The organism is Pseudolactococcus yaeyamensis, assembly GCF_054658615.1.
This window is the reverse complement of record NZ_BAAGGP010000070.1, coordinates 1-15,795: the sequence shown is the minus strand read 5'-3', so window position 1 is coordinate 15,795 and position 15,795 is coordinate 1. Positions and strand designations below refer to the sequence as shown.

15 protein-coding genes are annotated in these 15,795 nt (G+C 41.1%); 3 read left to right on the top strand and 12 right to left on the bottom strand.

What is annotated here, in order from left to right; translation table 11 throughout:
• Nucleotides 1-177 (top strand): transposase (locus ACYQ21_RS11830; RefSeq protein WP_460058620.1); only part of this gene is annotated, 177 nt, incomplete at its 5' end.
• Between the two features lie 108 nt (nucleotides 178-285).
• On the opposite strand, the gene ACYQ21_RS11825 is transcribed toward ACYQ21_RS11830, so the two are convergent.
• The 9 genes from ACYQ21_RS11825 to ACYQ21_RS11785 all read right to left on the bottom strand — a co-directional run bounded on the left by ACYQ21_RS11825 (nucleotide 286) and on the right by ACYQ21_RS11785 (nucleotide 8,745).
• Nucleotides 286-1,182 (bottom strand): polysaccharide deacetylase family protein, encoded by an 897-nt coding sequence (locus tag ACYQ21_RS11825; RefSeq protein ID WP_460058619.1) that lies wholly within the window; start codon nucleotides 1,180-1,182, stop codon nucleotides 286-288.
• Nucleotides 1,183-1,197: 15 nt separating this feature from the next.
• Nucleotides 1,198-2,535: an asparagine--tRNA ligase gene (gene asnS, locus ACYQ21_RS11820; RefSeq protein ID WP_460058618.1), complete on the bottom strand. Its 1,338-nt coding sequence runs from the start codon at nucleotides 2,533-2,535 to the stop codon at nucleotides 1,198-1,200.
• A 48-nt stretch (nucleotides 2,536-2,583) separates the two neighbouring features.
• The gene (locus ACYQ21_RS11815) at nucleotides 2,584-3,762 is read right to left on the bottom strand and encodes a pyridoxal phosphate-dependent aminotransferase (RefSeq protein WP_460058617.1); all 1,179 of its coding nucleotides are present in this window, start codon (nucleotides 3,760-3,762) and stop codon (nucleotides 2,584-2,586) included.
• 151 nt (nucleotides 3,763-3,913) lie between these two features.
• Nucleotides 3,914-4,321, bottom strand: coding sequence for a cell wall elongation regulator TseB-like domain-containing protein (locus ACYQ21_RS11810; RefSeq protein WP_460058616.1), 408 nt, complete (start codon nucleotides 4,319-4,321; stop codon nucleotides 3,914-3,916).
• A gap of 28 nt (nucleotides 4,322-4,349) precedes the next feature.
• On the bottom strand, nucleotides 4,350-6,695 hold the full coding sequence (locus ACYQ21_RS11805) for a helicase C-terminal domain-containing protein (protein ID WP_460058615.1): 2,346 nt from the start codon (nucleotides 6,693-6,695) through the stop codon (nucleotides 4,350-4,352).
• A gap of 247 nt (nucleotides 6,696-6,942) precedes the next feature.
• Nucleotides 6,943-7,332, bottom strand: coding sequence for a type II toxin-antitoxin system HicB family antitoxin (locus ACYQ21_RS11800; RefSeq protein WP_460058614.1), 390 nt, complete (start codon nucleotides 7,330-7,332; stop codon nucleotides 6,943-6,945).
• Between the two features lie 38 nt (nucleotides 7,333-7,370).
• Nucleotides 7,371-7,559 (bottom strand): type II toxin-antitoxin system HicA family toxin, encoded by a 189-nt coding sequence (locus tag ACYQ21_RS11795; protein ID WP_460058613.1) that lies wholly within the window; start codon nucleotides 7,557-7,559, stop codon nucleotides 7,371-7,373.
• A gap of 262 nt (nucleotides 7,560-7,821) precedes the next feature.
• A complete protein-coding gene (locus ACYQ21_RS11790; protein WP_460058612.1) occupies nucleotides 7,822-8,001 on the bottom strand; it encodes a LysM peptidoglycan-binding domain-containing protein in 180 nt (59 codons plus the stop codon).
• A 3-nt stretch (nucleotides 8,002-8,004) separates the two neighbouring features.
• Nucleotides 8,005-8,745 carry a GH25 family lysozyme gene (locus tag ACYQ21_RS11785; RefSeq protein ID WP_460058611.1) on the bottom strand — a complete coding sequence of 247 codons (741 nt, stop codon included), beginning with the start codon at nucleotides 8,743-8,745 and terminating at the stop codon, nucleotides 8,005-8,007.
• A 107-nt stretch (nucleotides 8,746-8,852) separates the two neighbouring features.
• On the opposite strand from ACYQ21_RS11785, the gene ACYQ21_RS11780 reads away from it, so the two are divergent.
• Nucleotides 8,853-9,491, top strand: a complete 639-nt coding sequence (locus tag ACYQ21_RS11780) for an MBL fold metallo-hydrolase (protein WP_460058610.1) — start codon at nucleotides 8,853-8,855, stop codon at nucleotides 9,489-9,491.
• A 389-nt stretch (nucleotides 9,492-9,880) separates the two neighbouring features.
• On the opposite strand, the gene ACYQ21_RS11775 is transcribed toward ACYQ21_RS11780, so the two are convergent.
• A complete protein-coding gene (locus ACYQ21_RS11775) occupies nucleotides 9,881-11,521 on the bottom strand; it encodes a MucBP domain-containing protein (protein WP_460058609.1) in 1,641 nt (546 codons plus the stop codon).
• Nucleotides 11,522-11,738: 217 nt separating this feature from the next.
• On the opposite strand from ACYQ21_RS11775, the gene ACYQ21_RS11770 reads away from it, so the two are divergent.
• Nucleotides 11,739-12,704 (top strand): Rossmann-fold NAD(P)-binding domain-containing protein, encoded by a 966-nt coding sequence (locus ACYQ21_RS11770; RefSeq protein WP_460058608.1) that lies wholly within the window; start codon nucleotides 11,739-11,741, stop codon nucleotides 12,702-12,704.
• A 249-nt stretch (nucleotides 12,705-12,953) separates the two neighbouring features.
• Here ACYQ21_RS11770 and thrS read toward each other — a convergent pair whose 3' ends face one another.
• Both thrS and ACYQ21_RS11760 read right to left on the bottom strand, forming a co-directional pair.
• On the bottom strand, nucleotides 12,954-14,906 hold the full coding sequence (gene thrS / locus ACYQ21_RS11765; RefSeq protein WP_460058607.1) for a threonine--tRNA ligase: 1,953 nt from the start codon (nucleotides 14,904-14,906) through the stop codon (nucleotides 12,954-12,956).
• Between the two features lie 213 nt (nucleotides 14,907-15,119).
• Nucleotides 15,120-15,795 (bottom strand): site-specific integrase (locus ACYQ21_RS11760; protein WP_460058606.1); only part of this gene is annotated, 676 nt, incomplete at its 5' end.

Below are 15,795 nucleotides of genomic sequence, written 5' to 3'. Positions count from 1 at the left end.
ACAGGAAAACTCTATGGCAAACGTAAGATTGATATAGAGCCTGCCTTTGCCCATCTGAAGGCTAATTTGGATTTCACTCGATTTTCGGTTAGAGGGAAAGACAAAGTTAGACAAGAGAGTGGTTTAGCTTTGATGGCGATTAGTCTCAGAAAACTGACGGTATCCTGTCGAACATAGAATAGAGAACAGAGAAAAAAACAAACTAGCACAATCTAAATTGATTGGATTAGCTTACTTATTTTTTTCAGTGACTGCGGACTTTTGTCCCAGACTCTTTTAAAATGCTTAAGCACCAATCAAGGCCATAAAACTTGCCTCTGTTTGACCATAAGATACGCGTACACGATTAAGGGCAAAGAGACCATTTGCACTGCTAGCAAGACCTGGATTAGTCGTTAAGCCAAGCTTATAACCAGCCGCTTCAGCAAGTCCCGCAGTTTCAGTGTTATAGCGCCCTGCCGGATAACAAATGACAGACGTATCTTGGTGTAACAAATTATCCAGATACTTTTTAGAATCAACCAATTCAGCATTGGCCGCTTCATTACTTGAATATTCCAAATCTGGATGACTAACGGTATGACTACCGACAGACATGAGCGGATTGGCTTTCAAATCTGACAACATCACATCCGTCATCGTATCTTCATTCCCCAAATTTCCGGTAATCATGAAGAAACTGCCTTTCATCCCAAGCTCTGTTAAAATCGGCATCGCTGTATCATGCGCATTTTTATACCCATCATCGAAAGTTACCCAGACAATTTTTTCCGCTGGCTTTTCATTGGTCGTCAAGACACGGTAGGCTTCCTCAGGACTCAAGGTATAATAGCCAGCATTTTTCAGCGCCGTCATTTCCATCTTGAACTCATCAGCCGGGACAAATAGGGTATTGCCATTGACAACATCCGCGATGTGATGATACATCAAAATCGGAAACTCGATGGGTGTATCAGATTTCAACCATTTTGGCTCTGGTTCTGATTCCGCCACTTTTTCCGCACTAGAAGTTGACGGTTTGACTTTCTCACTGCTTTTTCTGGCAACTTTATCTGATATGGGTTTTGACATTTTAACCGATTGATCATAGTTAGCTGTTTTACCTGTCGCCCATTGGAAAAAAATCATACTAACTAATACTGCCAGTAGGAGCAAAATCGAAATTTGTAACACTTTTTTCATATTGGTTGATTCCCTTTAAGGTTTCAAACGGTGGAGGAGACGTGGAAACGGAATCGCTTCGCGGATATGTTCATTACCTGTAATCCAAGTCACTGCACGTTCTAATCCGAGTCCAAATCCTGAGTGTGGTACACTACCATATTTGCGAAGGTCGAGATACCAAGCGTATTCTTCTTCTGATAGACCAAATTCAACTAATTTAGCTTTGAGATACTCATAGTCTGTCGCACGCTCACTCCCACCGATAATTTCGCCGTAGCCTTCTGGCGCTAACAAATCAGCACAGATAACCACGTCATCACGTGTTGGATGTGGTTTCATATAGAAAGCTTTAATCGCTTTTGGATAGTTGAGGATAAATGTCGGCACACCAAAATGGTTTGAAATCCATGTTTCATGTGGCGAGCCGAAGTCATCACCCCATTCAATTTTTTCATAGTCGTTGTCAGCCTGATGCTCCTGTAACAAGGCAACTGCATCATCATAAGTAATCTTTTTAAACGGTGTCTCTATATATTTTTCAAGCACTGCCACATCACGGTCAAACTCATTTAAGGCATAACTTTGATTGTCAATGACTGCTTTGATGATATGTTTTACATAAGCTTCTTGGACCTCAAGAGATGTTTCATGTGTCGTGAAGGCCATTTCAGGCTCAATCATCCAGAATTCTGTCAAGTGACGACGGGTTTTTGATTTTTCAGCACGGAAAGTTGGGCCAAAGGTAAAGACTTTGCCAAATGCCATAGCACCTGCTTCAGCATAAAGCTGACCTGTTTGTGACAAGAAAGCAGGCTGACCAAAATAGTCAGTCTCAAATAATTCCGTCGTCCCTTCTGGCGCTGACCCTGTTAAAATCGGGCTATCAATTTTGACAAAGCCATGCGCATTGAAAAATTCATAAGTCGCACGAATGATTTCATTACGAACAAGCATAATCGCGTGTTGTTTCCGACTACGCAACCACAAATGGCGGTTATCCATCAGGAAGTCTGTGCCGTGGTCTTTCGGTGTGATGGGGTAATCCACTGACTCACCAATGACTTCAATATCTGTCACATCAAGTTCGTAGCCAAACTTGCTACGATCATCAGCTTTAACAGTCCCAGTAATTTTCACAGACGTTTCTTGTGCTAAATGCTTGATGATATCAAACTTAGCAAGCCCTTCTGCTTCACCAAATTTTTCGATGAAATTTGGTTTGAAAGCAACTGCTTGAAAATAAGCTGTCCCATCACGTAATTGCAAGAAAGCAATCTTACCTTTACCTGATTTATTAGCGACCCAAGCGCCAATTGTAATTTCTTGATCGACATAATTTTTAACGTCAATGATTGATACAAAGTTTCCCATTTTTTCTATTACTTTCCTATCTACTAATTTATTTTAAAAGCTGAATGGCTAGGCTATCATATACGCTTTAAGACGATTGACAGCGTCCACTAAAGTCGCCATATCCGTTGCGTAACTCATTCGAAGATTGTCGTCAGCCCCAAATCCTGCACCTGTTACAAGGGCAACACCCGTCTCTTCTAGAATATCGTCACAAAAAGCCGTAACATCTGTAAAGCCTTTGATTGCCATAGCTTTGGCTACCTTTGGAAAGAGGTAAAATGCTCCTTGTGGCTTGATAGCTTCAAAGCCAGGGATTTCATTGACTAACGGATAAATCGTATTCAAACGGTGTTCAAATTCTGCCCGCATGGTTTCAATGGCAGTTTGGTCTCCAGTTAAGGCTTCAATCGCTGCGTACTGCGCGACTGCTGAGGGATTAGATGTTGTTTGGCTGACGATTTTACTCATGGCGCTGATAATCTCAGGATTGCCGACAGCAAAGCCAATCCGCCAGCCTGTCATGGCATAAGTTTTTGAGACACCATTGATAATCAGAGTCTGATTTTTAATGGCGTCAGAAAGGCTAGAAATTGGTGTAAAATCATTGCCATTGTAGACCAAACGACCGTAGATGTCATCAGCGAGGATAATGACATCATTATCAACCACCCAATTCCCAATGGCGCGCAATTCGTCTGTGGTATAAATCATACCTGTCGGATTTGACGGTGAATTGAGGATTAAAACGCGCGTTTGAGGCGTTTTGAGGGTATCAAGTTGGTCAACCGTTACTTTAAAGTCTGTTTCTTGTGTTCCAACGGCAAAGACTGGCACACCACCGACCATTTTAACCTGATCTGCGTAACTTACCCAGTAGGGTGTTGGAATGATAACTTCATCACCAGCATCCAAGACACTCGCAAAGAAAGCATAGAGGGCAAATTTCGCGCCAGTTGTCACAACAACTTCTTGACGCGCAACACCATAGCCATAGTATTTTTCGAAATAAGTACCAACAGCATCTTTAAGTTCAGGTAAACCGCCTGCTTGGGTATAGAAACTTGCTTTGCCTGAATCAATCGCAGCCTTAGCTGCTGCTGCGATATTATCAGGTGTTGTAAAATCAGGTTCACCAATGGTTAGCATCAGAATATCGCGCCCTTGCGTTTGCAGTGCTTTGGCACGCGCAGATGCTGCTAATGTCACTGATTCTTCTAAATTGTTGACTAGACTTGATAATTTCATAAGGTATCCTCTCCCAACTTGAACTACAGAAATTTGCGATTACCTAAGATTATACCAAAAATACCTTGAAAAATCAGCCTTTCCTCGACATATCTCAAAATATAACGCGGTTATTTTAATATTAGTTTGTTCAAAGCCAACCTAACCTACCTTAACCTTTCAGTTTATCACCGGTATCAAAAGCATATAAAGTCATATCTTTTGTCTGCCAAGCGACTTTGCCCTCATAAAGCGTCAATTTCGCTGTTTTTTCAGTCAAGTCACTTTTATTATCGGCTAATTTAACAACTTTAATCTCACCACCTTGAGCAGGTATTAAAACACCTAGCGCCTGCCCCTTACTATCCTGGCCGATGAGACTATAAGTCGTATCCGTTGTCGTCGTGATTTCAAAATGCGTGACCTTTTTGACAGGTGTCTTATCCTTAACAAGGCTAATGGCATCCGATTTTGCCTGACTATAGGGGCTAATGGCTTGCATATAAAAGAAAATCGTCCCGACCAAAAGCGATAGAATAATTAATAGCACCCCAATGCAAATTTGGCTGATTTTTGTCATTCGTTTTTTTCTCATAACGGCCTTTCATTCATCCAAAAAAATCTTTGGTTTCTTGTAAAATATCGTCTAACTTGGCAAAGTCCACACGACTGGCTTGTCGTAAATTCTTAACAATTTTTTTGGCGTAGGTTTTACCAGCCAAGCGTTTGTCGAGGATAATGACCACTGATTTCTGGTCTACTCGACGGTTTACTCGGCCAATCGCTTGTTTGAGCTGCAAGGTTGCCAAGGGGACAGAAAAATCATAAAAAGGATTCTTGAACCGCTTGGCATATTTTCGGATTAAAATATCATCTGGCACTGTAAAGGGCAATCTCGTCACGAGCAAAATCAGCTCATCTTGTCGCTCAAAATCGACACCTTCCCAGAATTTTTTACTACCTAAGAGAATGGCTCGTGTACGCTCATCAAATTTTTTCTTAATCCGGCTAGCATCTCCTACCGCATCAGCTTGGAGAAAGTCAACTCCCGCTACCTCTAAAGCTTGCGCTGTTAGCGCAAGGCTATCATTGCTCGTAAACAAGACAACCATTGGCTTGCCAAGTTTTGCGAATGCTTGCACTCGTTCAGCGATAAAGTCTGCGTAGACTTCTGGTGAGAGGCTTGTGACATCGACACTGTCTGTTGCCACAAAAACTTGCTGATTGTCGACTTTTTCCAGTGGCATGGTGTCAAACGTATAGTTCGTAAACCCTAAAAGTTCCGGAAAAACAGCTTTTTTCTCAGACATAGACAAGGTTGCGCCAATCAAATAAGTCTTAGTCGACTGAGGAATCATGGCAGCAAAATTCAGGAAGTCTGTCGGACTGGACTTGAGCACATGATTTTGAATCCAGACAAAATCTTCTGAATTTGCAAGAACATCTGCAATGGCTGTCAAGCCCAATTCTTTAGCATCCAGACGGATTTTATCAACATTAAGCTGACGACGTGATAACTGATGGGTCAGACTCTCTAGTAGTCGTTTGTGAAGCTGAGAAGTGTGGCGATTGACCTTGATCAGCTCGTCTAGGAGTTTGACTGATTTTTGCTGAGCATTTTCTAAAACAGAAAAGAGTTGCTGCGCTTCATCTACAACTAAAACTTTGTCTTCAAACATCGCAGTTTGGTCAGTCATTCGTTCCGCCAGATAGGCGTGGTTCATCACGATGACCTGAGCATTTGCTGCTTTCTTTTGTGTGAGTCGCCAAAAATCCTGTTCAAAATAGAGCTGTTCAGAACTCACAAGCCCCGTATGACGAACACTATCCAGATAGGCCTGACTAGTCATCGTCAAACTCAGCTCATCCAGTTCTCCCGTTTTCGTTTCCATCAGCCAGACCAAGACTTTCATCTTGAAAATCTCAAAGTTTTTACCATCGTCCATGCTATAAAGTAGCTTGCTGAATTTTTCAAGCGAGATATAATTCGCCGTCCCAAGCACTTTCGCGAAATTAACCCCAAATTTTGCCTTAAAAACTGGGGCTAAATCTTGCATGAGCTGGTCTTGTAAAATCTTAGTAGGCACTGACAAAATTAACTTCTTGCCTTGACCTAAAAGTGTCAACAAATAAGCATAGGTCTTGCCGATGCCTGTTGGTGCCTCAATGAAAGCCGCAGCATCATCTGATAAACGTGCTTTTACCACTTCAGCAAAGGCTTTTTGCTGGGGGCGTGTTGCTAAGTTGAGTAGCTTCAAATTCTGTCTAAAATTCTTTTTGACCAAATTTTTGTTTTCTGAAAAATAAGGTTTCAAGGTCGAAATATGATTGACCTTAATCATATTAGCATGCTTACGTTTGGCTTCTGGTAGCTGTTCAGTAATGACAAGTTTTGTTTCGTAGATGAGATTATCTGCATGCTGTGCAATTTCTAGCAAAACATTTTTAGGAAGACGGCGCATCTTTTCTTGTAACTTAATCAAAAGTTTAGCCGTTGCATAGGCATCTGAAAGTGCTTCATGTGGTTTATCATGCTGCAAGTTCAGAACACGAGAAAGTGTCTCTAGTCCATACTTCTTCAGAGTTGGGAAGAAAACCCTTGCCAGTTCGACCGTGTCGACTCTCGGCATCTCAAGCCTGACAGCGTGTTGCGCAAAAGTACGGGCTAAAAGATGATAGTCGAATTTCACATTATGCGCGACGAAGACACAGTCACGCAGGATAGCGACAACTTCAGGCAGAACGTCAGAAAAATCAGGCGCAGCCTTGGCTTGTGCTGTCGTGATGCCTGTTAATATAGTGATATGGTAGTCCAAAGCCTCATGAGGATTTATGTCAGTCTGATAGGTCTGTATAATCTTACCGTTTTCGACCACGGCAATGCCAATCTGGATAATTTTACTCGTGTGGCTAGCGCTCGTCGCCTCTAAATCCACTACTGCGTATTTGGTCATAATTTTCGTTTTCTATCTAAAAAATAAGTTGTTACTATTTTAACATTTTATAGCAGATTATATAAGTATGTTAAGTTACAATGCGTTAAAATACGTTTCTTATATATTATCATACTGATTATATGCTAATATGCACGAATTAAAACGTAAGAAAATTAAACATTCATGTCAGGCAAGGGACGCTAGAAATAGCGTTATTTTTATATCAAAAAATACCACTAAATAAAGTGGCATCTTTTAAATCTAGCTAGTTCACTAACTCTTTTTTCAGCGTATCTGTCAATAGCTGAGAAAAATTGACACCTGCATCATTTCCAAGAATATTGAGGTAATTAGGTATTGTCAAAGTCTTTTTAACAAGTTTATTGTCTTCTCTATCTCTGATAAGCTCCGTGTCAACTTGCAGCATCACAAGACTTTCACCTTTTTTAAGTTCAATATCATCAGGTAAACTAGGTGTTGGGATTTCATCCTTGAAATCCTCAGCAACTAATAGCCATCCTTCGAGGGCTTCTTGTGCCATTTTCACGGCATCCTGATAGTCTATTCCAAAGGTGACAAGCCCTTCAATATCACTAAATTTGACACCAATATAATCACCATCGTGATAGAGTGTTGCAAAATATTGTATTTTCATATCGTTTTTAAACTACAACGAAACAAGCCGTTGGCTGATTATTTCAGCCCCGCTTGTTTCAAGATTGAGATTTCTGTACCGATTGGTACTTCATCAGTTTTTTTATGACCTGCGATTGTTACCGTTCCCTTTTTTATTGGGTGTCGATAATGTTTGTGCGTTCCGTTTGTCCTGACGTGTATCCAACCATCTTTCTCAATCAACTTTGTAAGTTTTTTGTAGTTCATATCTCCTCCTCTCTTACTTTATACATTAATTATAGCACGTATTTAAATACGTGTCACTGGTTTTTTAAAATTATTTTTAATATTTTTGTGCCAAAAAAGCCTTGCAAGTACTGGACTTACAAGGCTTTTGTATCGCTATATTAAAAATTTAAAACTTGCCCTATCTGAATCAAATCAGGATTAGCGATTCCATTTACTGCCACCAAATGCTGCACGGTTGTACCAAATTGTACAGCGATTGATGATAAAGTATCTCCATACTCTACAATGCAATAATTTGATGTTGCTGTGACCACTTGCCCACTTCCTGAAAGCTTAGCGATTGACCTACATGAATCAAGTCAGGGTTAATTAAAGCATTATCATGCGCAAGCTCTTGCCACGTTTTGCCATATGTTGCCGCAATCCCGCTGAGTGTTTCGCCATATTGCACAATATGCACTTGTTAGTTTATACCTGTTCCGCTCGTTGACGCATCCAAAGTCTCAACATCATGAGAGTTAAGCCAACTCATGATTCCGTCAAGCAAAATTGTATCGCCTGATTTCTCAATGATTTGATAAGCTGTACCTTTTACCCAATCAGGAATTACTTCACCGGTTGCATAATTTTTGGCACTGAAATTGACTTTAACGGTCATGCCAACTTCTTTTTTGTTACCTTTTACTTTATCAGCCTCCTCGCCCGCCTCAGTTGATGGCGTTTCAGTATTCGGCTTGCTAGGATTTCCACCCTTATAGCCATTGTCGGTCACACCCGGCAAGTCAACATTTCCATCAAGTCCACCTGCGATGTAAGTTGATGTAAATTGGAAAATCTGGATATTATCCCATGATGGAAAATAATTGTAATTTGGCGTTGGTGTTACATTATAATCTGGATATTGTGCCATCCAAAGACCGAACTTACTTGAAATCCGATTAAGGTCAAGGTTATTGGCTAAAAAGCTCTTATATCCATAAAGCAACGGTGTATAGCCATAGTCTTTGATATACTGCAACGACCAAAGAATGACATCTGTATTCGCCACACCGTCCTCAACGTCAAGCGCTACAATTGAACCCTTAGGCGTTTGTACTTTTGCCAACATTGTATCAAGGATACTTTTTGCCAAATCTGTGTTTGTCACACTCTGATACCAAATATAGGTGTGAGCCCGCTTGCCCTGAGCAATAGAATACTGCACTTGTGTCGGATAAGTTGACTGCCAGTATATACCATAACCATTTTATCATATATTGTTTTTTGATATAATGAAAGAAACAAGCAGACCTAAAATATTAAGGAGTTCTTATGCCAATCAAAATGATTACCAATCCCATCGCCTACGAAAATACCTACTTTTTAACCAATGATATAGCAACTCTCGTCATTGACCCTGGGAGTGACACGGATACGATTCTCCACACTATTCAGGGTCTAGCTAAGCCTGTCGCCGCAATTCTCTTGACCCACACCCACTACGATCATATCATGAGCGTCGAGGCTGTTCGAGAGGCGACTGGCGCTCCTATCTACGTCAGCCCATTAGAAGCAGATTGGCTCTACACCCCAGTCCTCAATTTATCAGGCTTACCGCACCACGACGATGACTTACCCGATGTCGTGGTCAATGCTGCAGAACACACTTTCACAGCAGACACACCTTATCACATCGGTGGCTTTGACTTCACTGTACTTGCGACACCGGGTCACTCCCAAGGTGGGGTTTCTTTCGTTTTTGATAAAGAAAACATCGTTTTCTCAGGAGATGCTCTTTTCTCAGGCACCATCGGCAGAACTGACCTAAATACTGGTGATTTGGACACACTCAAAACATCTATCCAAACCCAACTTTTTACACTGCCTGATAATTACCGTGTCTTTCCGGGACATGGGCCACAAACAAGAATCGGTGCTGAGAAACTACATAATCCTTTTTTCCTAAACTGATTCGCTATCTGTTTGTAATAGAAAAAGAACCACACAAATTTCGTTTTATCAAACGTTAATTTCATGCGGTTCTTCTTCTATTTTTGTTTTGTAACTCTGTGCTGTATCATTTTTATTAGTTAGAAAACGCATTCACACTCACAAATCGCAACAGCGAGCTTGACTATTAAAGTGACACATCTTTTATAACTTTGATAGCTAGCGGAGACATTTGCTTAACTATCCAGCATTTTCCCACGTTTTTGGCTTACTTTTTCAGATATTTCAACAGTTAATCCGAGACTTTTAATAGAATACCTAGCGTTCATCTCTTTAAAATTTGAGAGAGGTTAGACAAATCTTTTCTTGCTATTTATCAAGAAAAGCAATGACTTAGCTAGGACAACTGGTTAGTCAAAATCAGCTTTTTTAGAGGATTGGCGACGGAATAATTGAGTCATACCTAGAATCAGTAACAGACCAAATCCTGCAATAAGCCCCGATAATTTTGGCATTTCCCCTGTGTTAGGTAATGCTTTTGCCGTTGCAACAGTTGATTGTTGGGTTCCCTCGGTTTTTGGCAGAACAGCTGTCACTTTTTCATAAACATAAGTAACTGTTTGTTTTTCCGCTGTGACAGTACCTGTCGCATTATCAGGTGTCGTTTTGAGTTTGTAACCTGAAATATCTTTTGATTGTGTCGTGTAAGTCTCATCAACAGCAGCCGTAAACACTTCTGTCGCCACTAATTCTCTTCCTGCTTCATCAACATGTTTAACGTGGATATCTCCAGTTGCAATTTCAGTTATCATTTCCTCACGCCATTTAGCATAGTAGGTTTTATTGGCATTAACTGGTTTTGAAAAATCAGCAACTATTGTACACGCAGTATCTTCATACCAACCGTCAAAGATATAACCATTTTTTGTTGGGTCTGTACTAGGTTGAGTAGCCACTTTACCCGCCTCGACATTTTGTTGGCTGATAATTGACCCACCTTGCGTGTCGAAGTCGACAAGATAGCTATTAACTGATGTTAATTCGGTATAGAAGGTCCAAACTGGTTGTGGTCCACCATAATCTGGCAATCCTGCTGTATAGCTTGAAGCCACGTCGCCAGCAGGAATCGTCAATAGTTTAGTCGCAACATCATAGCCTGGTTGTGTAAAACGCTCAAATTCTTTAATCAAAGTACTCGAAATTACTTTCGTTAAATCAACTGTTTTTGAGCCATCAGCATTTGTGGTATAAAAACCTGCTAAGTCAATCACAATATTACCCGTATGTGAGCTAACAGCACCACACCCGATAAATTTCGTCATACCTACTGAGATATAAACGGTTTCACCATATATTGAGTGGTAGCCGGCAACAAGATTTGGGCAATTGCGAAAATCCAAGGTTTTTAATGATGGATTACCATCGTAGGTCACATGAGTAATATTAAGCATTCCTGATAAATCAAGACTAGTCAAATTATTATTGCTAACAATCAGAGTAGTTAAATTTGTGAAGAACTTAATACCTGTCAAATCACTAATTGAGCGACCGCTAAGATTTAAGTAAATTACAGTAGCAATCTCTGTTGGGCTCAAGACATTATCCGTATCTTTATCAAGATTTGAAAGAATATAGCTACGGAAGTTAGCATCCGGAAAATTCGTGGCGTCAATCGCTATGCCTGCACGCACTTGTTTGCCAGATACAACCGCTGGCGTTGTAACTGTTGTAGAGGGTTCGCTAGCTTCTGTATCTGTCACTGCATCTTCAGTTATCTCACCAGTTTCTGCATCTACTAATGTCTCTTCAGTGACATCGTCCAAAACTGTTGTAGGGGGTTCACTAGTTTCGATGTCTACTAGTGTCTCTTCAGTGACATAGCCTCCCTCTGGCTCAATCCCTGCTACTTCTTTCGTTGCTGTTTCTTCGCTAGCAACTGTTGGCGGTTCAACTGCCTTAACAACCTTTGCAAACACTGTTCCTACTGACCAACTAACACTTAAGAGAAGTGTTGAAAGACAAATTAAAGCCTTACTTTTTCTACTTTTCATAAATATCTCCTTCATTAAGATTACTTTCTATTTAACGATTAATACGTTTCGTCATTTTATATCAGAAAACGCTTACTTTCAAATTTAATTTTAACACGATAGCCGTTTTATTACAAGTCCTTCATGATCAAAATTGAGACTTAAACTCATTCCATGTTATACTGAGCATAGCGACCTCACTAGAAACCATCAGGAGGCGTTCCCCGAATGGAGAAACATGGCAACAAAACAAACAATCGGCTTTTTCAAAAGTCACAAGGCAGACGAACATCGCATCGCACTCCTGCCAGAAGAATTGGCACAAGTCACGCATCCTGAAGCGATTTTTCTAGAAACAGGTTACGGTCATGATTTAGGCATTTCTGATACAAGTTATTCAGACTTAGGCGCGCATATCGTCTCGCGTCAGGTCGCGCTTGAGCAGAATATCGTTTGCGAACCCAAGATTGGTGATTCAGATATTTTAAGTCAACTTCAGCCACATCAAACAGTCTTTGGCTGGATTCATGCCAAACAAAGCAAGACCATCACAAATGCCCTTCTGGCCACTGGTGTTCGCGTCATCGCTTGGGAAGAGATGTGTGACAACCATCAGCATACCTTTTGGCGTAACAACGAACTGGCTGGTGAAGCTGCCATCCTCCACGCCTTTCTATTGACCGGACAGATGCCCTACGACACAAAAGTCGCCCTGATTGGCAGAGGGAGCGTCGCCTTTGGCGCAACCCGTGTCTTGCAAGGTCTCGGCGCCGATGTCACCGTCATTCGGCGCAATCAGGAAAGCCTACTTAGACAGACCCTTGGGAACTTCGACATCATAGTAAACGCAGCACTCTGGGACGTTAAGCGTGAGGAACATCTGATTACGACTGATAACTTAGCCTTAATGAAACCCGGTAGCCTCATCATTGATATCTCTGCTGATGTAGGTGGTGGCATTGAAAGCTCACATATCACCACCATGACAGCTCCCACCTATAAAGTTGAGCAAATCACCCATTACGTAGTCGTTCACACACCCAGTATGCTCTACAAAACAGCCTCTAAAAGTATCTCTCAAGCCCTCCTCCCCTTTCTAGATGACTTAATCATCGGTCGAGAAAATAGCGTTTTAACTCAAGCAACGATTATCAATCACGGTCAAATTTTAGACTTAGATATTTTAGATTTCCAAGCTTTATGAGAAGATACAAAAAAGAGGTTGGGACAAAAAGCTTCAAAAATGGATAGACTAAATGATGCTAACTTTCGACTTTTCACAGATTCTTGATTTTTTCAATGGTAGCAGCGCTTTTCTTGCTAATTTCGTATTGTTTTGGCAAAAGAATACCAATTTCACACAAAATAAGCTATGAACGTTTCCGTTTAACATCGGAAATGGTTCATAGCCTATTTTTTTAGAAGACTTTTGTCCCAGCCTCTTTTCTATACATTAATCGTTTGATGCGACAACTTTTGAATAGTTGGCAACATCAGCAGTGATGGCTGCGACAAAGTCAGTCAAGCTAAACTCAGCTGTTTCTTTGCTACCATAGCGACGAACATTGACAGATTTGTCGGCTTGTTCTTTATCACCCACGATAATTTGGTATGGAATTTTATTAGTTTGAGACTGGCGAATCTTGTATTGCATTTTTTCATTACGCTCGTCTACGTTGACACGGATACCGACGTTTTTCAAAACATCAGCAACTTCCCAAGCATAGTCAACGTGTGCATCGTTTGATACAGGAATCACGGTTACTTGTGTTGGGGCGAGCCATGTTGGGAAAGCACCTTTATAAACTTCAGTCAGATAGGCGACGAAACGTTCCATTGTTGAGACGATACCACGGTGAACCATGACTGGACGGTGACCTTCACCATCAGCACCGACATATTCAAGCTCGAAACGTTCTGGAAGCAAGAAGTCAAGTTGGATAGTAGACAAAGTTTCTTCGTTACCAAGTGCTGTTTTAACTTGCACATCGAGTTTTGGTCCGTAGAAGGCTGCTTCGCCTTCTGCTTCAAAGTAGTCCAACTCAAGCTCATCCATGGCAGCTTTCAACATGGTTTGGGCATTTTCCCACATCTCATCATTATCAAAATATTTCTCAGTATCTGCTGGGTCACGATAAGACAGACGGAAGCGATAGTCTGTCACATTGAAATCTTCGTAAACGTCGGTCATGAGTTGCAATGTCCGTTTGAATTCATCCTTGATTTGGTCAGGGCGAACGAAAACATGGCCATCATTGAGGGTCATTTCACGCACACGTTGTAAACCAGAAAGCGCGCCAGATTTTTCATAGCGGTGCATCATGCCAAGCTCGGCAATCCGAATCGGCAATTCACGATAAGAATGGACATCATTTTTATAAACTTCGATATGGTGTGGACAGTTCATCGGACGCAAGACTAATTGCTCACCTTCACCCATGTCCATTGGTGGGAACATATCTTCATGATAGTGATCCCAGTGACCAGATGTTTTATAGAAATCAACACTCGCCATAATTGGTGTATAAACGTGTTGGTAGCCACGCGCGATTTCTTTGTCAACGATATAACGTTCAATCGTCCGACGAATTGTTGCACCGTTTGGTAACCAGAAAGGCAGACCAGATCCAACTTCAGGGTTAACCATAAATAGATCTAGCTCCTTACCGAGCTTGCGATGGTCACGTTCCTTAGCTTCCTCACGCATTTTTAGGTAGGCTTTAAGGTCTTTTTTATCAAACCAAGCTGTCCCGTAGACACGTTGCATCATCGCGTTGTCGCTGTTACCGCGCCAATATGCGCCTGCAACATTTAAGAGGTGGAAGATTTGGATGCGACCAGTAGATGGTATGTGTGGACCACGGCAAAGGTCTGTATATTCGCCTTGACTGTAGATGGTTAAGCCACCTTCATCTTCGTTATGTTCTTCAATCAACTCAAGTTTATAAGGGTCAGCTGCAAAAATTTCTTGCGCTTCAGCTTTTGTCACTTCACGACGAATAGATGCCAGATTTTCTTTGACGATTTTCATCATTTCATCTTCGATACGTGGGAGGTCTTCATTAGAGATTTGACCTTCAGCGTTGTCTGTATCATAGTAGAAACCATCTTGGATTGAGGGACCAACGCCTAACTTGATGTCAGGAAAAAGACGACGTGCTGCTTGCGCAAACAAGTGAGCTGCTGAGTGACGAAGTAAAGGTAAGGCATCTTCGTGGTCAGGTGTCACGATTTCAATCGTCCCATCTTCAGTGATCGCACGGTTTGTATCAATCAATTTGCCATTAAATTTACCGGCAAGTGCTTTTTTAGCTAGTGATTTACTGATCGACTCAGCAATTTCAAAAGTTGTAACGCCACTATCAAAAGATTTGACAGCGCCGTCTGGGAATGTGATTTGTATCATTTACTAATCTCCTTTTTAATCTACCTATAAACATAAAAACGTCCTGCGTTCAATTACGAACACAGGACGTTTAAACGTGGTACCACCTAAACCACGAATATTCGTTTTAAATCCTGCATTACTAGGTGTTTAACGCCCCTTATCTGCGACTTGCTAACTTTTTGATAACTTCTCAAACAATTAGGTGTTTATTTAATTTTTTTGCTACTTTTTTTAAATCTCTAACAGACTTAATTTCTCTGTCAGCTTTTGACTAGCATCGGGATAACGATGCCCATAAGTTCCTAGTGTCATCTTAATATCATGATGTCCTAGGCGCTTTTGAATGACTAGCGGACTTTCGCCAATAGAAATTAACATTGAAGCATGTGAGTGCCGTAGTGAGTGTAATTTGATAGGTTGAACATTTGCCCTTAACGACAAACTCTTTAACCAAGCACTCCACAGACTATCACACATAAAGCTACCGTCTATCTGGCAAACATAAGCCATTTCGCCGATAGTCCCCTGTTTCTCCCGCCATTCTAAAAGCATTTGTAGCGTTTTACTGTCAACGCCAATTCGTCGCCTACTAGCCTCTGTTTTGGGTGTTAAAAGTTGATTGTCAGTCTTACTGCGATAATACAACGTTTTTTCAATCGTTATCATCTGTTCTGCAAAATCAATCTGCTCCCAATTCAGCGCCAACATTTCGCCAATACGCATACCTGTCATAAACAACAAGCGAAAACCTGTTTTCTGTAACATTTCTGTATGTGTGCTAAACGGTAGCGTTACTTCAAACTGTCTGTACTCGTCCATTGTCCAAAACTCAATTTTTTTCTTTTGAGTTTCTCGCAATTTGCCGACTTTGCGCACCCAGTTTTCCGTCATGAGTTCATACACAATC